Source organism: Cognatazoarcus halotolerans (assembly GCF_009800965.1).
GTDB classification, from domain to species: Bacteria; Pseudomonadota; Gammaproteobacteria; order Burkholderiales; family Rhodocyclaceae; genus Cognatazoarcus; species Cognatazoarcus halotolerans.
Genome location: NZ_WUAF01000001.1, coordinates 372,528 through 394,548, shown reverse-complemented (window position 1 = coordinate 394,548; position 22,021 = coordinate 372,528). Strand labels below are relative to the sequence as shown.

At 67.6% G+C, this 22,021-nt stretch carries 19 protein-coding genes; 11 read left to right on the top strand and 8 right to left on the bottom strand.

What is annotated here, in order from left to right:
• Positions 1-91 precede the first annotated feature (91 nt).
• On the top strand, positions 92-1,078 hold the full coding sequence (locus tag GQB03_RS01855; RefSeq protein WP_159683417.1) for an efflux RND transporter periplasmic adaptor subunit: 987 nt from the start codon (positions 92-94) through the stop codon (positions 1,076-1,078).
• Positions 1,075-4,209: an efflux RND transporter permease subunit gene (locus GQB03_RS01850; RefSeq protein ID WP_159683414.1), complete on the top strand. Its 3,135-nt coding sequence runs from the start codon at positions 1,075-1,077 to the stop codon at positions 4,207-4,209. Before GQB03_RS01855 ends, GQB03_RS01850 begins: the two co-directional genes overlap by 4 nt.
• Before the next feature lie 37 nt (positions 4,210-4,246).
• On the opposite strand, the gene GQB03_RS01845 is transcribed toward GQB03_RS01850, so the two are convergent.
• Positions 4,247-5,059 (bottom strand): helix-turn-helix domain-containing protein, encoded by an 813-nt coding sequence (locus GQB03_RS01845; RefSeq protein WP_159683411.1) that lies wholly within the window; start codon positions 5,057-5,059, stop codon positions 4,247-4,249.
• Between the two features lie 242 nt (positions 5,060-5,301).
• On the opposite strand from GQB03_RS01845, the gene GQB03_RS01840 reads away from it, so the two are divergent.
• From GQB03_RS01840 to GQB03_RS01830, 3 genes are all read left to right on the top strand, one after another.
• The gene (locus tag GQB03_RS01840) at positions 5,302-6,759 is read left to right on the top strand and encodes an alanine/glycine:cation symporter family protein (RefSeq protein WP_159683408.1); all 1,458 of its coding nucleotides are present in this window, start codon (positions 5,302-5,304) and stop codon (positions 6,757-6,759) included.
• Between the two features lie 66 nt (positions 6,760-6,825).
• Positions 6,826-8,229, top strand: a complete 1,404-nt coding sequence (locus tag GQB03_RS01835) for an aspartate ammonia-lyase (RefSeq protein ID WP_159683405.1) — start codon at positions 6,826-6,828, stop codon at positions 8,227-8,229.
• Positions 8,226-9,236, top strand: coding sequence for a type I asparaginase (locus tag GQB03_RS01830; RefSeq protein WP_159683402.1), 1,011 nt, complete (start codon positions 8,226-8,228; stop codon positions 9,234-9,236). Before GQB03_RS01835 ends, GQB03_RS01830 begins: the two co-directional genes overlap by 4 nt.
• A gap of 166 nt (positions 9,237-9,402) precedes the next feature.
• Here GQB03_RS01830 and GQB03_RS01825 read toward each other — a convergent pair whose 3' ends face one another.
• Both GQB03_RS01825 and GQB03_RS01820 read right to left on the bottom strand, forming a co-directional pair.
• Positions 9,403-10,023 carry a LysR substrate-binding domain-containing protein gene (locus GQB03_RS01825; protein ID WP_159683399.1) on the bottom strand — a complete coding sequence of 207 codons (621 nt, stop codon included), beginning with the start codon at positions 10,021-10,023 and terminating at the stop codon, positions 9,403-9,405.
• A gap of 3 nt (positions 10,024-10,026) precedes the next feature.
• Complete coding sequence (locus GQB03_RS01820; protein ID WP_159683396.1) at positions 10,027-10,323, bottom strand: LysR family transcriptional regulator; 297 nt, start codon at positions 10,321-10,323, stop codon at positions 10,027-10,029.
• 93 nt (positions 10,324-10,416) lie between these two features.
• Here GQB03_RS01820 and GQB03_RS01815 point away from each other — a divergent pair, with 93 nt between their 5' ends.
• The 3 genes from GQB03_RS01815 to GQB03_RS01805 all read left to right on the top strand — a co-directional run bounded on the left by GQB03_RS01815 (position 10,417) and on the right by GQB03_RS01805 (position 12,190).
• A complete protein-coding gene (locus tag GQB03_RS01815) occupies positions 10,417-11,151 on the top strand; it encodes a sulfite exporter TauE/SafE family protein (RefSeq protein ID WP_200832065.1) in 735 nt (244 codons plus the stop codon).
• A gap of 5 nt (positions 11,152-11,156) precedes the next feature.
• The gene (locus tag GQB03_RS01810; RefSeq protein ID WP_159683390.1) at positions 11,157-11,333 is read left to right on the top strand and encodes a hypothetical protein; all 177 of its coding nucleotides are present in this window, start codon (positions 11,157-11,159) and stop codon (positions 11,331-11,333) included.
• 71 nt (positions 11,334-11,404) lie between these two features.
• A complete protein-coding gene (locus GQB03_RS01805) occupies positions 11,405-12,190 on the top strand; it encodes an SIR2 family NAD-dependent protein deacylase (RefSeq protein ID WP_327515875.1) in 786 nt (261 codons plus the stop codon).
• Positions 12,191-12,205: 15 nt separating this feature from the next.
• Here GQB03_RS01805 and GQB03_RS01800 read toward each other — a convergent pair whose 3' ends face one another.
• The 4 genes from GQB03_RS01800 to GQB03_RS01785 are packed head-to-tail and all read right to left on the bottom strand — an operon-like array spanning position 12,206 to position 16,458.
• Positions 12,206-12,847: a DUF2894 domain-containing protein gene (locus GQB03_RS01800; RefSeq protein ID WP_159683387.1), complete on the bottom strand. Its 642-nt coding sequence runs from the start codon at positions 12,845-12,847 to the stop codon at positions 12,206-12,208.
• Complete coding sequence (locus GQB03_RS01795; RefSeq protein WP_159683384.1) at positions 12,840-13,484, bottom strand: OmpA family protein; 645 nt, start codon at positions 13,482-13,484, stop codon at positions 12,840-12,842. Before GQB03_RS01795 ends, GQB03_RS01800 begins: the two co-directional genes overlap by 8 nt.
• 2 nt (positions 13,485-13,486) lie before the next feature.
• On the bottom strand, positions 13,487-15,697 hold the full coding sequence (locus GQB03_RS01790; protein WP_159683381.1) for a DUF802 domain-containing protein: 2,211 nt from the start codon (positions 15,695-15,697) through the stop codon (positions 13,487-13,489).
• The gene (locus GQB03_RS01785) at positions 15,694-16,458 is read right to left on the bottom strand and encodes a DUF3348 domain-containing protein (RefSeq protein WP_159683378.1); all 765 of its coding nucleotides are present in this window, start codon (positions 16,456-16,458) and stop codon (positions 15,694-15,696) included. Before GQB03_RS01785 ends, GQB03_RS01790 begins: the two co-directional genes overlap by 4 nt.
• A gap of 347 nt (positions 16,459-16,805) precedes the next feature.
• Here GQB03_RS01785 and GQB03_RS01780 point away from each other — a divergent pair, with 347 nt between their 5' ends.
• Together GQB03_RS01780 and GQB03_RS01775 are read left to right on the top strand one after the other, a co-directional pair.
• On the top strand, positions 16,806-17,639 hold the full coding sequence (locus tag GQB03_RS01780) for a substrate-binding domain-containing protein (protein WP_159683375.1): 834 nt from the start codon (positions 16,806-16,808) through the stop codon (positions 17,637-17,639).
• 40 nt (positions 17,640-17,679) lie between these two features.
• The gene (locus GQB03_RS01775; RefSeq protein ID WP_159683372.1) at positions 17,680-19,890 is read left to right on the top strand and encodes an EAL domain-containing protein; all 2,211 of its coding nucleotides are present in this window, start codon (positions 17,680-17,682) and stop codon (positions 19,888-19,890) included.
• Between the two features lie 46 nt (positions 19,891-19,936).
• Here the strand turns inward: GQB03_RS01775 and GQB03_RS01770 are convergent, their stop codons facing one another.
• Positions 19,937-20,125 (bottom strand): hypothetical protein, encoded by a 189-nt coding sequence (locus tag GQB03_RS01770; protein ID WP_159683369.1) that lies wholly within the window; start codon positions 20,123-20,125, stop codon positions 19,937-19,939.
• 630 nt (positions 20,126-20,755) lie between these two features.
• Here GQB03_RS01770 and GQB03_RS01765 point away from each other — a divergent pair.
• Complete coding sequence (locus GQB03_RS01765) at positions 20,756-21,991, top strand: RtcB family protein (RefSeq protein WP_159683367.1); 1,236 nt, start codon at positions 20,756-20,758, stop codon at positions 21,989-21,991.
• Positions 21,992-22,021: the final 30 nt, after the last annotated feature.

The window sequence follows — 22,021 nt, the reverse complement described above, 5'->3', positions numbered from 1 at the left end:
ATCCCGTTAAGCGCCGTCGCGAGACCGTCGTCCATCTGTCATAGAATTCGGCCAGTCGTTCTGCCTTGTACGCCGCTTACGGAACCATCCCATGAAACGAAGCCTGATGCCTGTCGTCCTGTCCGCTCTGTGTTCCATGGTAAATGCCGCAGACTGGTCCAGTCGACCGCTCTCCGAACTGGCGGTGCACCCCGAGTTCCGGGCACTCGCCAGCGTGGAGCCGCGCGATGAAGCGCAGCTCTCCGCGGAGGTGGCCGGGCGGGTGACGGCCCTGCCGGCACGGATCGGCGAACGGATCGGCAAGGGCGCGATGGTGGCGCGGATCGACGACCGTCAGTACCGCATCGACGTGCGCCAGGCGCAGGCCCAGTTGACGGTGATGGACAACCGCATTCGCCTTGCCGAGGCGCAGCTTGCGCAGTCTGAGTCGCTGGCCGCGCAGCAGTTCATCAGTGCCGACGCGCTGCGCATCCGCCGCACCGACCTGGCGGTGCTGCGCAGCGAGCGCGAGGCCGCCCGGGCGGGTCTGGCGTCGACCCGGTTGGCGCTCGAAAAGACCGTGGTGCACGCACCGTTCGACGGTGTGGTGCGCAGCCGAAGCGCCAGCGTTGGAGACCTTGCCGCCGCCGGCACGCCGTTGGTGGTGTTCGCCGCGACGGGCGAAGTGGAGGTGCGGGCGCGTGTGCCGCGCGAGCAGCTCGCGGGGTTGCGGGGCGCCGGCAAATGGCAGCTCGTGGCGGGCGACACGGTGGCAGCGCTTTCGATCAAGCGGGTCTCGCCGCTGGTAAACCAGGCTGAGCAGACGCGGGAGGTGATCTTTTCCGCGGTGGCGGCGCTGCCGCCAGGCGTTGCCGGCGAGGTCCGCTGGGAAAGTCCGCAGGCGTACCTGCCTCCGGGTTTCGTTCAGCAACGGGCAGGAAGGTTCGGAACCTTCGTCGATGAGGCTGGCAAGGCAGTGTTCCGGGCCCTGCCGGATGCCCAGGCCGGCCGGCCGGTTGCAGTCGACTGGCCGCCCGGCACCAGGGTGATCGACGCAGGTCGCTTTGCGCTGGAACTGCCTGCCGGAGCCGCCAGGTGAGCTGGTACCGGCGCCTCATCGACAACCATCCGCTCGCCAACATCACCTTCGTGCTGGTGCTGGTCGGCGGGCTGGTCACCTACCTGACACTGCCGCGCGCGCAGGATCCGGAGATCAGCTTCAACTGGGTCAACATCATCACCACCCTGCCGGGTGCCTCGGCCGAAGACGTGGAGCAGGAGATCACTGCGCCGCTGGAGGACGCGATCGGCCAGCTCAAGGACGTGAAGTACGTGTCGTCGAGCAGTCGAGAGTCGGTGTCGTCGATCCTGGTGCGCTTCCAGGAAATCTCGGAGCGCAATTTCGACAAACGTGTCGCCGACCTGCGCCGCGAGATCCAGAACAAGGCCGCCGACGAGCTGCCCGAGGCTGCCACCGATCCGAGCATCGTCGAGATCACCACCTCTAACGGCTTTCCGACCGCGATCCTGGCGCTGCACGGCCCTGCCGGCGGGGAGCAGCTGCGCCGTGCGGCCTTCGATCTCAAGAAGGACCTGGAGCAGCTTCCCGGGGTGGACTCGGTGATCGCCGCCGGTCTCGACGATCCCGAGCTGCACGTCGATTTCGACCCGGCGGCGCTGTCGGCGCGCGGTATCTCGCCAGCCAGAGTGTCGGATACGGTTGCGGCCTGGTTCCGCAACACGCTGGCCGGGCGCATCCGGGTGCAGGATCGCGAATGGCTGGTGCGCCTGCAGGGCAAGACGCCCGACCCCGAAGTGCTCGCCCAGGCAGCGATTCCGGTAGCGGGCGGACGGGTCAGTCTAAACGAGGTGGCGCGCGTGACGCGCGGGCACGAGCGTACCAGCCAGATGGTGAGCTACAACGAACAGCCGGCGATCATGCTGTCGATCACCAAGCAGGCCAAGACCAACACCCTGCAACTGGTCGAGCGGCTCAATGCGCTGGCAGCGGAGCGCAATCCGCTGTTGGCCGGGCAGGGGCTTGCGCTGACCATGCTCGACGACCAGACCGACGTGACCCGCAACGCGATCGGCATCATGGAGTCGAACGCGCTGCTCGGCCTGATCGCGGTGCTGGCCATGTGCTGGCTGTTCCTCGGCACCCGGCTCGCCTTGCTGGTGGGGCTGGGCGTGCCGTTTTCGCTGGCCGGCACCTTCCTCGTGTTGAGCATGATCGACTCGACCCTTAACCTAACCGTGCTGCTTGGCGTGGTGATTGCGCTGGGCATGCTGGTCGACGACGCGGTGGTGGTGGTCGAGGCCGTCTACTACCGGCTGACCCGTGGCGAGGAGGCGCGCTCGGCCGTCGTCGCTGGTGTCAAGGAGGTCGCCCTGCCGGTGCTCTCGTCGGTGCTCACCACCATCGCTGCCTTCCTGCCGCTGATGCTGTTGCCGGGCATCCTGGGCAAGTTCATGTTTGTGGTGCCCTTCGTGGTGACCGTGGCGTTGACGGTCAGCCTGGCCGAGGCGTTCTGGATCCTGCCCACCCATGTGCTGGCGATCAGGCCCGGGGTGGCGGCGCGCAAGGGGCGCGCCCAGGAAATGCGCGAGCGTTTTACGCACTGGGTGCGGATCAGGTATTCGCGCACTCTCCTGCGGGTGATGCGCTGGCCGAGGCTGGCCGTCGCGTTCCTGGTCCTGATCGTGCTCGGCGCCGGCGGCGCGGTGGGTGGCGGGCTGGTGCGCATGCAGTTCTTCGCCTTCGATTCGTTCCGGCTGTTCTATGTGAACGTCGACATGCCGGCCGGGATCGCGCTGGAGCGCTCGCTGGCCGAGTCCGAGCGGGTGGCGCGGATCGTCCAGCGCGAACTCGATCCGGACGAGGTGCGCTCGGTCACCGCCTACGCGGGCCTCAAGTTCACCGACACCGAACCGCTGTATGGCGACCAGTACGCCCAGGTGCTGGTGTCGCTGCAGCCGCGCCGCGGCGTGCTGCGCGAAACCGCCGAGGTCATCGAGTCGCTGCGCGGCCCGGTGTCGTCGGTGCCGGGCGAGGCCAAGGTGTCCTTCCTCGAGCTCAAGGGGGGGCCACCCACTGCCAAGCCAATCAGCGTCAAGGTCAAGGCCGACGACTACGTCGAGCTGCGCGCCGCGGCCGATGCACTGCGGGCGGCCGTGGCGAAGATTCCGGGCGTCAAGGACCTCACCGACGACGACGTGCCCGGCCGAACCGAACTCAAGCTGCTGCTCGATCGCGAGAAACTCGCCAATGCCGGCGTCGGTGCTGGCGAGGTGTCACGCGTGCTGCGACTGTACGGCGAGGGTGAGACCGTGGCCAGCACCCGCGACGACGGCGAGAAGGTGGACGTGGTGGTGCGGGCGCGGCCGGAAACGCTCACCGACATCGACCAGCTCCTGCAGCGCACCGTACCGCTGGCTGATGGCGGCAGCGCACCGCTGTCGGCCCTGGTCGACCAGCAGCCCCGCATTGCCAAAGGCTACATCCGCCACTACCAACTCAAGCGCGCGATCACCGTCGAGGCCGATCTCGACAGCGCGAAGATGGACACCCTGGAAGCCAACAAGCGGCTCAAGGCAGCGTGGGCCGAACTGCAGCCGCGCTTTCCGAATACCCAGCTGGACTTCTCGGGCGAGCTCGACGACATCCAGGAGAGTATCGATGCCATGACCAAATTGTTCGTGCTCGGGGTGGGGTTGATCTACCTGATCCTCGCGACCCAGTTCAGGAGCTACTGGCAGCCGCTGATCATCCTCGCCACCGTGCCGCTGGCCTTCACCGGCGTGGTGCTGGGGCTGATCGTCTCCGGCAACCCGCTGTCGCTGTACACCCTCTACGGGGTGATCGCCCTGACCGGTATCGCGGTGAACTCGGCAATCGTGCTCATCGATGCGGCCAACGAGCGTCGCGGCGCCGGAATGAGCACGCTGCACGCGGCGGTCTATGCGGCACGTCGCCGGGTGGTGCCGATCGTCATTACCTCGACCACCACCATCGGCGGGCTCTTCTCGCTGGCGGTCGGGCTGGGCGGCAAATCGCTGATGTGGGGGCCGGTGGCGGCCAGCATCGTATGGGGGTTGGGCTTCTCGACCATCCTCACGCTCTTCGCGATCCCGCTCATCTATCGGCTGACGATGGGCCGCAGCGCATCCGGGGAGGCGCGGCGAGGCGGCTGGAAGGCGTTGTTCGCACGTCGCGGCCGCGCCTCGTAAAGGGCGCGAGGATCCATGGCGGCGTCCTTGGGGCGGCTCAGAAGCGTGCCCGCAGATGCCACTCGCCGGGCGCGATGTCGTTGACCACCGCGCTGCGCGTGGCTTCGTCGATACGTGGGTCGTCGCTCGCGTACAGCCCGCACAGGCGTAGCGCGCTGCGCACGCTGATGGTCTGGCCGAGGTATTCGTAGACCACCCGTGCGCAGCAGGGCATGCGCTCCCCGCTGCCCGAGGCGCCGAGCTTTAGACCGGTGAGACGGCTCACGCGGTTCTTGAAGGACGGGAACAGGATCGTCTGGGTCATCTCCAGACCGGTGAGCGACTCGTAGTCATTGAGGAAGATGCGGTCGCCGAGCATGTGCGCCATGCCGAGGTAGACGCCGTGGCAGGGCTTTTCGTGCGGATGCTCGATGAGCCGTTCGGTGCGCCGGTAGCAGACCCGCTCGCCGTCCCGCAGCAGGCACACCAGTGTGCGCAGGATCTTGCCCGGGCAGGCCATCGACATGTAGGTCTCGAAGTAGTAGCCGAGGTACTTGTCGAGGCCGGCCGTGCCGATTTCGCGCAGGCGTGAAAAGTGCGCCAATTCTGGCGCACCCGCGTCGTTCGGCTCGTCGCGGCGCGGGCGGACCTGCACCAGGCGCTCGAACTGGGCGCTGGGCAACAGGATCTCGTGTTCCTCCACCCCGAAGAAGTCGCAGAAGCGCCGCAGCGTGTTTGCGGACGGTCGGTAGCGACCGCTCAGATAGCGGTTGAACTGCGGACGATTGACCTCCAGGCGCCGACAGACCTCGGCAATCGAGCGGTAGTAGCTGCACAGCAGGCGCAGGTTGCGCGCGAAATCCTCATGCATGGCGGTCTTGCCTCTCCGGATGGTTCAAAGTGCCTTTCGCAGTATGGCGCAGTATTCGCACCAATGCGTGACACACTGATCCACTTCGGCAAATGTACCGCCGGTCTCCACCTTGTTGTAATGGACCCGCTTCCCGCAACAGAACGACAACAGCGGCCCGAGCCGCAACTGGAGACTGACCATGTATCTGAATACGTTCCCGTTCCCCGGCCGTGCGGCCGACTGTCATGGAGGATTTGCGCATGCTTGATATGCTCAACGATCTGCTGTGGGGCAAGGTGCTGATCGTGGTGCTGCTCGGCATCGGCCTGTGGTTCACCGTTGCTTCGCGCTTCGTGCAGTTCCGCTACTTCGGCCGGATGTTCCGCATCCTCGGCGCCAACCAGGCTTTCTCGCATGACCAGCACGGTCACCTCAGCTCCTTCCAGGCGCTGATGCTGTCGGTGGCCGGTCGCGTCGGCGGCGGCAACATCGCCGGTGTCGCGGTGGCGATCACCCTCGGCGGTCCCGGCGCGGTGTTCTGGATGTGGGTGGTCGGGCTGATCGGCATGGCCACCAGCTATTTCGAATGCACCCTCGCCCAAGCCTACAAGAAGGCTGAACCCGACGGCACCTACCGCGGCGGCCCGGCCCACTACATCGCCCGCGGCATGGGCGCAAACTGGAAGTGGCTCGCCGCGGTCTACTCGGTGCTGCTGCTGGTGACCTTCGGCCTCGGCTTCAACGCGCTGCAGTCGTATTCGGTTGCGACCTCCTTCCAGGACGCCTTCGGCATTCCGGTCCTTGCCACCGGCCTCGGCCTTGCCGTGGTGATCGGCGCGATCGTTTTCGGTGGGGTCAAGCGCATCGCCAAGGTTGCCGAGGTGCTGGTGCCGGTGATGGCGATCGGTTATCTGCTGATCGCGGTGGTGGTGCTGGTGCTCAACATCACCGAGCTGCCCGCGGTGCTGACGCTGATCGTCAAGAGCGCCTTCGGCCTCGAGCCGGCCATCGGTGGCGGCATCGGCGCGGCGATCCTGATGGGCGTCAAACGCGGCCTGTTCTCGAACGAAGCCGGCCTGGGCAGCGCGCCCAACGTCGCCGCCGTCGCCTATGTGCCGCACCCGGCCAACCAGGGCATCGTGCAGGCCTTCTCGGTGTTCATCGACACGCTGATCCTGTGCTCCTGCACCGCCTTCATCATCCTGCTCGGCACCGTGTATCAGCCCGGCGTTGCCACCGATATCGGCGGCGTGGCGCTGACCCAGGCTTCGCTGGCCGGCCATGTGGGCGAGTGGGGACGGGTCTTCGTGAGCATCGCGCTGTTCCTGTTCGGCTTCACCACCATCGTCTACAACTACTACCTCGGCGAGAACAGCCTGAGCTTCTTCAGTGACGAGAACCGTCCGCTGATCATCGGCTACCGCGTGCTCGTGATCGCCCTGTGCGGCTGGAGCGCCACCACCGACCTCGGCACCGTGTTCGCCTTTGCCGACGTGACCATGGGCCTGCTGGCGCTCGCCAACCTGCTCGCCCTGGTGGTGCTCTTCAAGGCGGGGCTGCGGATCATGCGCGACTACGACCGGCAGATCGACGCCGGCATCGAGCAGCCGCTCTTCGACGCCCGCCACTTCGCCGACCTCAACATCGATCAGGACGCCTGGGTGCTAGAGCCCGAGGACGAAGCACGGATCGCCGCAGCCCGCGCCCGTACTGCCTGACCTTCTTCGTTGTGGGCGGCCGGGAGGGAAAGCGGCCGTCCGCACTTTTTATCAAGTGAGACCTTCATGAATACCCGTATCGAACACGATCTTCTCGGCGACATGGAATTGCCCGCCGACACCTGGCTCGGCGTCCAGACCCAGCGCGCGGTCGACAACTTCGCGATCACCGGCGTGCCGATCAGCCACTTCCCGCATTTCGTCAATGCGCTCGCCATGGTCAAGGCCGCCGCAGCCCGCGCCAACCAGGAGCTTGGCCTGCTCGCGCCGCACAAGGCCGAGGCCATCGTCTCCGCCTGTGACGAGATCATCGGCGGCCGCCTGCACGAGGCCTTCGTGGTCGACCTGATCCAGGGCGGCGCTGGCACCTCGACCAATATGAACGCCAACGAGGTGATCGCCAACCTGGCCCTCGAGAAGCTCGGCCAGCCCAAGGGCGCCTATGAGCACCTGCATCCCAACGACGACGTCAACAAGTCGCAATCGACCAACGACGCTTACCCAACCGCGGTGTGCGTCGGCCTGCAGTTCGCCACCGAGCCGCTGGTCGAGGCCGTCGCCAGCCTCAAGGCGGCGCTCGAAGCGAAGGGCCGCGAGTTCGCTGATGTGCTGAAGATGGGCCGCACCCAGTTGCAGGACGCGGTGCCGATGACGCTCGGCCAGGAGTTCGAGGCCTTCGCGGTGATGCTCGGCGAGGACATCGACCGGATTCGTGAGATCAACCTGCTGCTGTGTGAAGTGAACCTCGGCGGGACCGCCATCGGCACCGGCATCAACACCCACCCGGACTACGCCCGCCTGGTGGTACGCCATCTCGCCGAAATTTCCGGCAAGCCGATCGTGTCTGCCTCCAATCTGGTCGAGGCCACCTCGGACATGGGCGCCTTCGTGCTCTTCTCGGGCATCCTCAAGCGTCTCGCGGTCAAGCTCTCCAAGGTCGCCAACGACCTGCGCCTGCTCTCCAGCGGTCCGCGCACCGGCTTCGGCGAGATCCACCTGCCGCCGATGCAGCCGGGCTCCTCCATCATGCCGGGCAAGGTCAACCCGGTGATCCCCGAAGCGGTCAACCAGGTCGCCTACCAGGTGATCGGAAACGACCTCGCGGTGACCATGGCGGCCGAGGCCGGTCAGCTCCAGCTCAACGCCATGGAGCCGCTGATCGTCTACAACCTGCTCAACTCCACCAAGATGCTCGCCTCCGCCTGCACCCTGCTCGAAGAGCGCTGCATCCGCGGCATCCGCGCAGACCGCGAACAGTGCGCGCAACACGTCGAGCGCAGCATCGGCGTGATTACCGCGCTGGTGCCGCACATCGGCTACGCCAATTCGTCGCGCATCGCCGCACAGGCGCTGCACAGCGGTGCAACGGTGCGCGAGCTGGTGATCGGCGAGGGCCTGCTCAGCGAGGCCGAACTCGACCGCCTGCTCAGCCCGCAGTCGATGCTCGCGCCGCAGGGCAGCGCACGATGACAGCGAAGGTGCTGGTCCTGCACACCGGCGGGACCATTGGCATGTCCGGCTCGCCCGAGGGCTACCGCCCGATGGCGGGCTTCGGCGAGGTGCTGCGGCAGACCCTGCGCGGCTGCACCGGCGCCGGCATGCCGGCCTTCGAGGTGATCGAGCTCGACAGCCTGATCGACAGCGCCAACCTGCAGCCGGCCAACTGGGTCACCATCGCCGAGGCGCTGCTCATGCGCTGGGAAGCGTTCGATGGCTTCGTGGTGCTGCACGGCACCGACACCATGGCTTATACCGCCTCGGCGCTGTCCTTCATGCTGCGCGGCACCGACAAGCCGGTGATCCTCACCGGCTCGCAGATTCCGCTGGTGGCGCCGCGCAGCGATGCGGCCGAAAACCTGCAGGCGGCGATGATGCTGGCGGCGCGGCCGTCGATCCGCGAGGTGTGCATCTGTTTCGGTCGGCGCCTGCTGCGCGGCAACCGCGCCAGCAAGCTGCGCAGCACCGGTTTCGATGCCTTCGACACGCCCAATTACCCCTGGCTGGCCGAGATCGGCATCGACGTCGCGCTGCATCCGGAACGTTTGCTGCCGGCTGCGCCGCGTGCTTTCTGCGCACCCGCGTTCGACGCGCAGGCGGTGGCGGTGCTGCACATCTACCCGGGTATTTCCGCGCGCATCGTGGATGCGGTGCTGGACAGCCCGGCGGTGCGGGGCCTCATCCTGCGCTGCTACGGTGTCGGCAACGCGCCGGACGCCGACGCGGAACTCATGGCTGCGCTCGCGAGGGCGGTGGCGCGCGGCATCGTGGTGGTCAATACCACCCAGTGTCTCGACGGCAGCGTTGCACAGGGCGCCTACGCAACCGGCGCGGCGCTCGATCGCATCGGCGTGGTGGCGGGCGGCAACATGACGCTCGAGGCTGCCTTCGCGAAGCTCCACGTGCTGTTGGCATCCGGCGGTACGGTCGCCGAGCTGCGCGAGCGTTTCGCCGAATCGCTGTGCGGTGAGCTCGACTGATTGCCCCCCGTAGGGCCGCCGCAGCGCGGTGGCCCTTTTGACGGCGCCGACGCTGGTTCAGATCGGGGCCGTTGTTTTTTCCCCTCCCGCGAGCGACCTTTCTTCCTGGCTCCGCTGGGAGCGACGTCGCGGACCAAGGGGATTCCCGGCGGCCAGGAGTGGCTTCTCAGGTTGCAGGGGTGCTTGAAAGCGCATCTGCCAGCGCACGAACGCTGCTCAGTTCGCCGCCTTGCGGCGTCATGCAGATGAGCAGCTTCCGGCAGGCCCAGGCGTCGGACAGCGCAACGATGTGGGCACCGCTGCCGCCATGACGCGCCGCTGCGCTCGCCGGCATGACCGCAGGGCCGACACCGGCGGCGACGACTTGAGCGATCGCATCGAAGCTGGCCAGGCAGACCCTGTGCCGCGGAACCCGGCCGCTGCGACTGGCCTGGGCTGCCAGGAAGCGGCTGAGTCCGCTGTCCCGTGCCAATCCCACGAACGGATGCTCCAGCAACTCGCCGAACGCAATCGAGCGGCGGCGCCCTCTGCGCCAGGTCTCGGGCAATAGCGCGACCAGACGGTCCTCGAGCCACGGCTGGGCGTGCAGGCCGGAGGTATCCACATAGTCCGCGACGATGCCGACGTCGGCGACCCCGCGGCGGAGCGCGTCGATCACTGCATCGCTCGAGCGTTCCTGCAGGTCGACGTCGACATCGGGGTTCGCGAGCAGGAAGCGCCCGATCGCGCCTGGCAGGGCTTCCGACATTGCCGCGGTGTTGCACAGCAGCCGTACGGTGCCGCGCAAGCCCTAGCCGAAGCTCGCCATGTCGACGTGCAGGGATTCAAGTTCCGCAAGGACGCGGTTGGCGTGGCGCACCAGCGCGCGCCCGGCATCGGTCGGCGAGGTCCCGGTCTTTGACCGATTCAGCAGGCGCGCGCCGGTGCAATCCTCCAGAGCCCTGAGCCGCGCGCTCGCTGCGGCGAGTGACAGGTTCACGGCCGAAGCGGCGGCGGTGATGGTGCCCTGTTCGATCACGGTCGCGAAGAGGTGCAGATCGAACGGGTCAATGCGGTAGTCGACGGTGCGACGCCTTGTTCTGGTCACGGCCTTCATCCTGCGGAATTCGTGAAGGATATCTGCGGCGCAATCAGATGGACAGAGGCCCCGCACAGCCGACACCATCGTCCCATGGATGCAATGAATCTACTGACGGTGGTTGTGGTCTTCGTGCTTGCCGGTACGGTGAAGGGAATCACCGGAATGGGCCTGCCGACCGTGGCGATGAGCATGCTGGGTCTGTGGATGGCGCCGGTGCAGGCCGCAGCGCTGATCGTTGCCCCCTCGCTGGCGACCAACCTCGCGCAATGCCGTGGGGCGCACCTGAGATCGCTTGTCGTGCGTCTGTGGCCAGGCTGGGCTGCAGTGGCGGTCGTGACCGTTTGCGCACCGGGGTTCGGGGGCGCAGTGCCGATGGAAGCGGTGAGGAGTTTGCTGGGTGGAACGCTCGTCGCATATGGCGCATGGGGTCTCTGGCGACCCGCTCTGCCGGATCTATCGGTCAGCGGCAAATGGCTTGGTGTCGTCGCCGGCGCGGCAACCGGGGTGGTGACGGCCTGTACCGCCGTCTTCGTGCTGCCCTGGGTCCCCTACCTGCAATCGCTGCGGCTGGACAAGGACGAGATGGTGCAGGCGCTGGGGCTGTCCTTCACCGTCGCGACGCTCGCCCTGGCCGTGCGCGTCCACGTCTCGGCTCCGCCCGATTGGTGGTCCGCCTCGACCGCGCTCGCCGTGTGCGCGGCGCTTGCAGGCGCCTTCTGCGGACTCAAGTTTGGGGCGGGGTTGCGGGCCCGTCTGGCCGGCCCGGCATTTCAGCGCGCACTGTTTCTGGTGTTCATCGCGCTTGGGGCTGCCAACCTGATGCGCAGCGGATGACGGCAATGAACGGCCACCCGGAACTCCTGAGCGTCGCTGCGCTGCTCGAGCGGGCCTATGGCCTGGCTCTCGTGCTTCTGGATGAAGCGCCGGCCGAGGGCGACACGGGCAGTCCGGTTGCGCACGAGCTCGTCGATGTGCTCGATGAGTTGCGCGTTACCGTGCTGAGGCTGGTGGTTTAGCATGCATGTCCCGGATGCATTGCGGTGGGCGAGGCGAGCGCCTGCCGGTATCGATAGCGAGGAGCGGGCAGGTGAACCGGATACCAGTACAGCAGACCTTGGACGAGCGCCTTGAGGCGGCAGCTACTTTGCTTGGCGAGGCCGGGCGCATCGCGGTGCTCAGCGGCGCCGGCATGTCGGCCGAGAGCGGCATTCCCACCTTCCGCGATGCGCTCACCGGCCTGTGGGCGCGCTTCGACGCCACCGAGCTGGCTACGCCACAGGCCTTCGAGCGCGACCCCGCGCTGGTGTGGGGCTGGTACGAGTGGCGGCGCATGAAGGTGCTGCAGTCGCAGCCCAACCCGGGGCACATCGCCCTTGCGCAGCTCGCCGCCCGCGGCGTGGCGGTGACCGTAGTCACCCAGAATGTCGACGACCTGCACGAGCGTGCCGGCAGTCGTGCGGTCCATCATCTGCACGGCAGCCTCCATGTGCCGCGCTGTTTCGATTGCGGTGCGCGTGCCGCTTTCGGGCCGCAGATCCCGGCGGAGCCAGAGGGCGGTCGCAGGCTCGATCCGCCGCGCTGCACCCGCTGTGGCGGGCCGATCCGGCCCGGCGTGGTGTGGTTTGGCGAGATGCTGCCCGAGGATGCCTGGCAGGCTGCTACCGAAGCGATCCTGAACTGCGACGTGATGATCATCATCGGCACCTCCGGGCTGGTCTATCCGGCCGCCGGCCTGCCCGACCTCGCCGCGGGCCGGGGCAAGCCGGTCATCCAGATCAATCCCGCGCCGACCGATCACGACGCCTACGCCCGGGTGAGCCTGCGTGGCAAGGCCGGCGAGCTTCTGCCGGCGCTGCTTGCGCGGCTGGGTTGAGCGCCGGGCCGAGCCTCAGCCGCCCTTGCGGCGTGTGGGCTTGCGCTTCTTCGCGGCCTCGCCCGCGGGGGCGCTTTTGGTGGCGCTGCCGCGCCCGGCGTCGGCCTGCTCCAGCCACAGCAGCGCGTCCACCCAGGAGATGAACTGCTCGACGTATTCGGGCGAGATCGCGCGCATCTGCTTGAGCGTCTGCAGCACCAGGTGATGCGAATTGAGCGGGCCGGCGTTTTCGGGGGCCTGGTCGAGGGCGCGGGACAACTGCCGGTCTGCGTTGAGCCGCGACCAGGTGCGGCGGAACTGGCGCACCGACTTGAGCTCTCCGGGCACGCCGGGCGGCGTTGCCACGCCCTCGGCGGAGTCCATCGCGTGGGCCTCGATGTGGGCGAGCAGTTCGGCCAGCGGGCTGCAACGATCCGGTCCCGCCGCTTGCGCGGCCGCATCGTCGCGGCCCGCCCCGGTGGCGTGTGCGAGACGCGTGCGATAGTCGTCGAGCGCGCGCTCGAGGCGCTCGTCGAGCCGCTGGCGCAGGCTGCCGTCGCGGCCGGCCGCGCGTCGCGCGAGCGCCTCGATGAAGCGCAGGCCGACCGGGTCGAAGCCTTCGGCGCCGTGCGCCCGCAAGGCGTCGATCTGCGCCTGGTGCGATGCCGCTTCAGGCATCGGGCTTTGCGCCCGGCGCGCCGTTTCGCGGCACCGGCGCCATCTCCACCCGACGGTTGCGCGCGCGACCGTCTTCGTCGGCGTTGGAGGCCACCGGCTGCTCGGCACCGAAGGCCGCGGCGAACACCGAGGCGGCCGGCACGCCCTGTTCGATCAGCGCGCGCGTCACGGTGAGCGCGCGCTGTGCCGAGAGCTCCCAGTTGTCGGCAAACCTGCGGTTGCTGTCGCGCACCGGGCGGTCATCTGTGAAACCGCTGACCATCAGGGCCTCGTCATTTACCGCGAGAAAGGCCGCCAGAGGCGTGGCGAGGCTCTTGAGCAGCTGCTGGCCTTCGGGCTGCAGCTCGTCGGAGTTGAGCGCGAACAGCACGCTACCGCTGATGCCGATGCGGCCGTTGTCCAGCGTTACCCGGCCGGCGGCGAGCGGTACCGCGAGGGCTTTTTCAAGTGCCGCGCGGCGCTGCTCGGCCAGCTCGCGCTTGTGCATCTCGGCCTTGAGCTCGCTGGCCAGCTCCATCTGCACCCCGACCACGCCGACGAGGATCAGCACGAAGGCGCCCAGCAGGCCGGCCATGAGGTCGCCGAAGACCGCGAATACCGGCGCGGAGTGTTCGATGCCGGCGTCGATCTCGCCCATCGTCACACCTCGCCGGCCAGCGCCGCCGGCTTGCCGGAGAGCTGCTGCAGGTCTTCGACGATCTGCTTCTGCGACATGATCGACAGGTCGATGATCTCGCGCGCCTGGGCGACGTAGTAGGCAAGCTGCTCGTCGCTGCGGCCGAGGGATTTGTCGAGCGCGCCCTCGATGCGCCCGAGGGTCGCCATCAGGCTGTCGTTCGATTCGCTGAAGCGCTGCACTGCGAAGCCGAAGGCCTCGCCGAGGCTCGCCACCTCGACCGCGCCAGTGCCGAGCTGGTCGGCGAGCGCGCCCATGCGTGCGGATTCGGCATCGACGCGTTCGCCGAAGCGGCTGCTGGCCTGTTCCAGCAGCGCGGCGGAGGAGGACACCAGCGCGTCGATGGCGCTGCGCTGCTCGGTGGAAGCGTGGTTGATCGCGTCGAGCAGCGCGCCCAGGGTTTCCATGATGCGGCTGCGTTCGGTCAGCATCTCGTTGTCGCGGGCGATGCTCGCGGAAAGCGCGTTGCGCAGCTCGCCGATGACTTGCGCGGCAGCGCGCGGGGCCTCGGCTGCGCTGTTCATGAGGCGTGTCACCTCGTCGATGGTGGTGCTCGCCTGCTCGCGGGCGGTGGCGGCCATCTCGCGGGCGGTGTCGCCCAGGGTGGCGCAGATCTGTTCCTGCCGCGCGAGGGTCTGCGCCCCGGCCTGCTGCCATTCCTGCTGCAGCGAGGCCGCCATGGCATCGAGCGCACTGGCGTGCGCGGCCAGCCGTGCTTCGTCGCGTGCGGCGAGCTCGGCCTGCAGGCTCGCAGCAGTGTCGGCCAGCGTCGCGAGCAGTGCCGCCGAGCGGGCGTCGAAGGTTTCGGCGAATGCCTGCAGCGATTCGCCGAGCTGCGCGCCGAGGCGTTGGCTGGTGGCTTCGTGTTGCGAGAGCGCCGTGCTCCAGCTGTCCGCCACGCCGGTGACGGTGGTGGCGAAGCGGCTGGACAGGCCGTCGAGCTGCGCGCCCACGGTGTCGGCCAGGCCGCGATGCAGGGCGCTGCTTTGTGCCGCCATTTCCGCGGTGCTGCTGGCAAGCTCTGCGCGCAGGCCGCCGTGCGCCTGCTCCACCGAGGCCAGCAGTGTTGCCGAACGTTGTTCGAAGGTGTCGGCGTAGCTCGCCAGCGTGTTCTCGAGCCGTCGACCGAGCTTCTCGCTACTGCGCTCGTGGCTGGCCAGCGCAGTCGTCCAGGTGTCGGAGACGTTGCCCACCGCACTGTCGAAGCGCCCGGCGAGTCCGTCGAGCTGCGTCTGCACCTGCTCGGCCACGCGCCTCTGCAGGGCGGTGGTTTCGTGCGCGATGCTCCTCATCGTGGCTTCCACCGCAGGCCGGATGGTCTCGCCGGCGAGGCGGGCGCTTTCGCCGAGACTGTGCTTGAGTGCGTCACCGACCGAGGCGGCGAGGGCCTCGTACATCTCGCGCGCGTCGCTGTAGAAGCGCCCTTGCTCGGCCAGCATGCGCTCGTTCATCTGTACGCTGTGGCGTTCGACACGGTCGACCATCGCGTCGAGCTTTTCCGCGACCGCCGGCAGAGTGCTTGCCTGCTGCTGCAGCGCCTTGAATGTTTCCTGGTGCTGGTGGGCCAGCGAGAAGCCGCGCAGCGTGGTGGCGATGCGGGTGTCCAGCAGCTGCGCGGTGCGCAGGCGGGTGCGGCGGCACAGCGCGGAGATCAGCCCGAGCATGGCGGATGCCGCGACGCCGGCCACCGAGGTGCCGAAGGCGACGCCGAGGCCCTTCACCGGAGCCGCGAGCGAGGCGCGGATGGTCTGCAGGTCGGTCGTGTTTTCCAGCGCGATCACCGCGCCATTGAGCGTCACCACCATGCCGAGGAAGGTGCCGAGCATGCCCAGCAGCACCAGCAGCCCCACCAGGTAGGGCGTCAGCGCCGGGCCGGGCAGGCCGACGCGTTCGCCCTCGATGCGCAGGCGTACCGGGTTCTGCAGCGAGGGCGGCAGGCGCGCGAGCCAGTCCGCGGGGTGGGCGAGACCTTCCGGAATGTTTTCGAGCGCTTCGGCAAGTGCGCCTGTGGCGCTGTCGAAGCGGCGCAGCTCGGCCACACCAGTGAGGTACACCGCGCCGATCAGGGCGGTCATCGTGAGCGCCAGCAGGCTGCTGCCGATGTAGCCAAAGCCGATCCAGCCGACCGCCGCAAGGCCGATCAGGAAGGCCACCAGGGAGATGATTCTGTTCATTGCTGCTTCGTTACCTCGTTATCCAGTGCCGCGATCAACCCCTCGACCGGCTGCAGGCGCAGTGCCAGCTCGGCCAGCAACACTGCCCGCAGGTCCTTGCGGAACAGCGCCAGCCAGCCGTCCGGTTGCATCCACTGCCGCGGATCATCCTGCGCAGGCGCCTGTGCAAGCGTCGCCCGGTGCGCGGCCAGCAACGCTTCGAAGCGTTTGCCAAGCAGCGCCGGTATGGTCGCCAGCAGATTGCGCTCTCGCGGCGCCAGCGCCTCTTCCATCAGGGCATCCAGCTCGGCGAGCCGCCTGAGCCTCGGGCTGCGCCCTGCCAGCGCCTTCCGTGCCGCGGCGCGCAGGGGCGCGACAGCCGTCGCGATGTCCCGCTGACGGGCAATGTAGTAGCGATGGTAGGGGGCGAAGTCGGTCGCGCTGTCGATGGTGGCGCCCGGCTCGGGGGCGGGCAATTCTAACCCCGGCCTGCCTTGAGACTGCATGCCGTCCGTCGTGATCGGTGTGGCCAGCGCAGCGCGCACGCGGGCGAGCTCCCCGCGCAGTGTATTGTCGGCTGGGGGCTGCGTGCCGGTGCGGCCTTGCGGCACGCCCGCATTCAGGGCGGAGTAGAGCGACAGCGCATCGGCGATGTCCAGCCATTGGCCCAGCCGCTCGGCGAAGGACTGCTTCGAATCCGCGACCTCGTCGACCGTCAGCTCGGCGAGCACGCGGACCAGCCTGGAAGAGCCGAAAGTTGTGCGCGAAGCGCCTTGCGTCATGGCGGAATCCGACGCCCGGAAGGCGAAAAAAGGGGCAAGGCTACTACAAAGCAGCGGAGCGGTCAGCGCCGGACCCGGTGCGGATCGCCGCTCGGCCCGGCGCGTGGCGACACCTGCCGCGGCGCGCCCGCGAGGCGGTGATCGGGGCGGATGTGCGCAGCCAGGCCGTCCGCGACGCGCTTCCATGCATGTCCCGGTCATGGCATGAACTCCCACCGTGGCGGTGGTTCGAGTTCAAGTTGATGCGCTGTCGGCCGTAGCTTGGATGTAGTGGGGGCGAACCCTGTCTATGCGGGGCGCGGTGATGCAGCCGGCCTGACCCGCGGCCGGAGACCAGGACCAGTTGGATGAAATCGTATCTTCGTTTGTGGGGCCGCAGCATTGTTGCCCCGTTCGTGGCCGTGATCGTGCTTGTCAGCGGCAGCTGCCTTGCCGCGGAGGAAACCCTCAAGCTCGGCGGGACCGGTGGTGCGCTCGGCACGATGCAGCAGCTTGCCGACGCCTACGCACTCAGCCATCCGGGTGTGCGCGTCCAGGTACTGCCCAGCCTGGGCAGTTCCGGCGGCATCAAGGCCGTTCTCGCGGGTGCCATTCAGATTGCCGTGTCGTCGCGGCCGATCAAGGAGGCCGAACTGAAGCGCGGTGCGCTCGTCGTCGAGTACGCCCGCACACCCTTTGTCTTTGCCACGTCGGTTCCGGCCCGCGTTGACGGCATCAGCACCGCCGAGCTGGTCGAGATCTATGGCGGGCGGATTTCCTCATGGCCCGACGGCCGCCGCATCCACCTCGTGCTGCGTCCTGCCGGAGACTCCGACAGTGATTTGCTCAAGAGCATCTCCGCGGCGATGCGTGAGGCGGGCGAGGCGGCAGAGATGCGCAAGGGGATGCTTTTCGGCGTCACCGATCAGGAAGCCGCCGATCTGCTCGAGAAGACTCCCGGCTCGCTCGGCACCTCCACGCTCGCTCAGATTCTGTCCGAACGACGCCGACTCAAACCCTTGAAACTCGACGGGGCAGAGCCTTCTCCTGCCAACATCGCCAATGGCAGCTACCCGCTGCACAAGTCGATGTTCCTCGTGACGGGGCCGGCCAGTTCCGCTGCGGCGCGGGATTTCGTCGATTTCGTCCGCTCTGCGGCCGGGCGCGAGATCCTCGAACGCCAAGGTCACTGGGCACGATGAGCGGGGGCCGGTAAGGATGCGCGGGGCTCAGGGCATCGCCGTGATAAAGGTATTGATCACGCTGTTTACGGCCTTGCTGGCACTGGCCCTGCCCGCGGCCTGGTTCGGCATGAACTACAGCGCGGCGGCGGGGGCGATCTCGACCAAGGCCGAGGTGAAGGCCGAGGCGCTTAGTCAGCTCGCGGCTTCAACCCCCGATCTGTGGCGATACAACGAACACCGGATTCGTGATCTGCTGATGCGCCAGCCCCTCGATTTGAACGGCGACACCGCGCGCGTGATCGCGGCCGATGGCGATCTGCTCGTGGAGGTCGACGGCAAACCGCGCTGGCCCGTGATCCATCGCAGCGCCGGCCTCTACGACAATGGTGTCGAAGTGGGGCGGGTCGAGGTCATCCATTCGATTCATCCGCTGTTGATCGGAACGCTCTCGGTGGGCGTGGGGGCGCTGCTGCTCGCGCTGGGGGTCAATTTCGGCCTGCGGGTGCTGGTGCTGCGCGCCGGTGCGGCCGTCAAGGCGCTCGACGAGGAGCGCGCCCGTGCTCAGGCGATCCTCCATTCGATCAGTGACGCGGTGATCGCCACCGACGCCGGCGATCGTGTCGACTACCTCAATCCGGTGGCCGAGGCGCTTACCGGTTGGACGCTTGCCGAAGCCCGTGGACGCGATCTTTCGGAGGTCGTCCGGCTGATCGACGAGAACAGCCTCGAGCCGATCGAAAATCCCTTGCGCCGGGCGATGCACGAGCATCAGCCGCGCCTCTTCGAGGGCAGCGCCGCGCTCGTGAGGCGGGACGGTTCGAGCGTGGCGATCGAGGAGCGGGCCGCACCGATCGTGAACGAGGACGGGAAGGTCGTCGGCGCCGTGACGATTTTCGGTGACGTCAGCGCGGCCCGCAGCATGGCGCTTCGCATCACCTGGGCGGCCACCCACGATACGCTTACCGGGCTGGTCAACCGCCGTGAGTTCGAGGCCCGGGTGGAAACGGCGCTCACCAGCGCCCGTAATTCCGACCTCGGCCATGTTCTCTGCTATCTCGATCTGGACCAGTTCAAGGTGGTCAACGACACCTGCGGTCATGCCGCCGGCGATGCGCTGCTCAAGCAGCTTGCAACCCTGCTGCAGGCGCATCTGCGCGATTCGGATACGCTGGCCCGTCTTGGCGGTGATGAGTTCGGGGTGCTGCTGCAGGCCTGCCCGCTGGAGCGTGCCGAACGCATTGCCGCGGAGTTGATGGCGGCCGTAGGAGCATTGCGCTTTTCGTGGGACGGCAAGGTCTTTGCCGTCGGCGTCAGTGTCGGCCTGGCCGCCGTGACGGCCCAGTCGGAGAGCACCGCGGCCCTGCTCAGCGCGGCCGATTCAGCCTGCTACCTTGCCAAGGAGCAGGGGCGCAACCGGGTATGTGTATACCGCAGCGCGGATGTGGACATGGCCCGGCGGCGACAGGACATGGATTGGACCAGCCGTCTCACGCTGGCGCTCGAGCAGCAGCGATTCGTCCTCTACTACCAGCGCTACCGCGCGCTCGGCAGTGCGGGTGAGCAGCATCTCGAGATCCTGCTCCGCCTGATCGACGAACAGGGCGCGGTCGTCCTGCCGGGCAGTTTCCTGCCGGCGGCCGAGCGTTACAACCTGATGCCGGCCATCGACCGCTGGGTCATCGCCGAAGTGTGCAGGCGCTACGCCGGCCTGACCGAGAGCCTCGGGACGCCGCTGGTCTGTGCGATCAACCTGTCCGGCACTTCGCTGAACACCGAAGGCCTCGCCGACTACATCCTCGAACAAATCCGCCTGCACGACATCGCCCCGGCCTCGCTGTGCTTCGAGATCACCGAGACCGCTGCCATCAACAACCTTTCGCGCACAGCCGAACTCATGAAGGGGTTGAGCGACAACGGCTTCCGCTTTGCGCTCGACGATTTCGGCACAGGCACGAGTTCCTTCGGCTACCTCCGCAGCCTGCCGGTGAACTATCTCAAGATCGATGGCCATTTCGTGCGTCAGATGGACAAGGACCCGATGGACCGGGCGATGACCGAATCGATCAACCGCATCGGTCACATCATGGGTCTGAAGACCGTGGCGGAGTTTGCCGAGACCGACCTGATCATCGATGAACTCAGGGCGGTCGGTGTCGACTTTGCCCAGGGCTACGGCGTCGAGCGGCCTCGACCGGTACCTGACGGGCCCGCGGGGCCGGGGCCGTCCGCCGCGCCGCCGGCCGGGTCGGAGCCCTCGCCCCGGGCATAGCCGGCCGATGTGCGGCCGCGCGCGGACCGGTATCGCGAGCCGCCGCTCAGTTGCTCTTGCAGACCGCGTATGCGCCCAGATACACGGTGGCGCCGCGGGCGTCGGTGTAGCCGATGTAGCTGGCGGTGCAGGTGGCGCCCGAGTAGCTGATCTGGCCGCCGCTGACGGCGGTGACTTCGTGAGGCTGGAGTACGCGCAGCGTGGTCGACTGCGCGGCGTGGTTCGTGGTGTTCATGATGCGCTCCTGGATTGGATGCGGCCGGGCTGGGTGAGGTGCATCGGCCGGCCGCCTGTCCGACGCACGCGACGAGTGTGCGCGTTGCCTCGTGGGCGCCGCAGGCAGAAATGCGATCGGCGAATGTGATTTTCTTCACTTGAGTGGCTGGCATCCGGCGCGGCATCGCCTCCGTGTTTCGTTACCCCGGCGAATGCCGGGGGCCAGGGCTTTGCCATTTGCAGGTCTGGATCGTGAACAGCAACAAACTGCGCCTCGCCGAGATCGCGGCGGTGCGGCTGGTTTGAAAGAAGAAGCGAGATGAGCGTCGTCGAGTGGTGCTGCCGATCGATCTGTCGGTGAAGCGCGAAGTCCCGGTCGACAGGGGCCGACTGGTACCGTCGAATTGCCGGCCCGATCGGGCGGTACACGGTTTCGACCGGGGTCGGATACTCATCTACGAGGATTGCGGTGCCGAATGCCTCTGGACGTTGCAGTGACAGAAGTGGTGGTATGAAGTGGCCAGGGGGCGTCCCGATTCCACCGCCGTGCGATGAAGCCCCTGATGCGCCGGGGCGCACACCAGAAAGAGACCGCCCGCCGTGTCGCGCTGGCCGGTCTGAAGCAGGACTCGGAATTAAAGGAACACCCATGAAGATCGAACACCAACCCGACCACGACATCCTGCACCTCGACCGTGCCGCCCCCATCAAGCTGTGGACCCACGGTGTGCCGGTGGAGGACGACGCCCGGGCGCAGCTCATCAACACCGCCCGCATGCCCTTCATCTACCGGCATCTGGCGGTGATGCCCGACGTGCACCTGGGCAAGGGCTCGACCATCGGCAGCGTGATCCCCACCCGCGGGGCGATCATCCCTGCTGCGGTGGGCGTGGACATCGGCTGCGGCATGATGGCCGCGCGCACCACGCTCACCGCCGCTGACCTGCCGGATAATCTCCACGGGCTGCGCACCGCCATCGAACAGGCCGTGCCGCACGGGCGCGACCTGACCCGCGGCCAGCGCGACCGCGGCAGCTGGGGCCGCCCGCCAGCGCCAGTGGATGCCGCCTGGAAGGCGCTGCTGCCGGGCTTCCGGCGCATCGTCGAAAAGGCCCCGCGCCTGGTGAAGACCAACAACCACAATCACTTGGGGACGCTCGGTACCGGCAACCATTTCATCGAGGTCTGCCTGGACGAGGCCGAACGGGTGTGGTTCATGCTGCACTCCGGTTCGCGCGGCGTCGGCAATGCCATCGGCCGCCACTACATCGAGCTGGCCCAGGCCGACATGCGATCGCACCTCGCCAAGCTGCCGGATCGCGACCTGGCCTACTTCGAGGAAGGTGCGCGGCACTTCGACGACTATGTCGAGGCCGTGGGCTGGGCGCAGGACTATGCTCTCCGCAACCGCGAGGTGATGATGCAGCATGTGGTCGCCGCCGCCCGCGTGGTGATCGCCAGGCCCTTCGAGACCGATGTGGAGGCGGTGAACTGCCACCACAACTATGTGCAGAAGGAGACCCATTTCGGGCACGAGGTGCTGGTGACCCGCAAGGGCGCGGTGTCGGCGCAGAAGGGCCAGCTTGGCATCATCCCCGGCTCCATGGGTGCGAAGAGCTACATCGTTCGCGGCAAGGGTAACCCGGAGAGCTTCTGCTCCTGCAGCCACGGCGCCGGCCGCACCATGAGCCGCAACGCCGCGAAGAAGCGCTTTACCGTCGAAGACCAGATCCGCGCCACCGAGGGCGTGGAGTGCCGCAAGGATGCGGACGTGATCGACGAGATCCCGATGGCCTACAAGGACATCGATGCGGTCATGGCTGCGCAGTCGGCACTGGTGGAGGTGGTGCACACCTTGCGGCAGGTGGTGTGCGTGAAGGGGTGAGGCCCCTGGCAGGGGGGGCGGGCCTGCAGG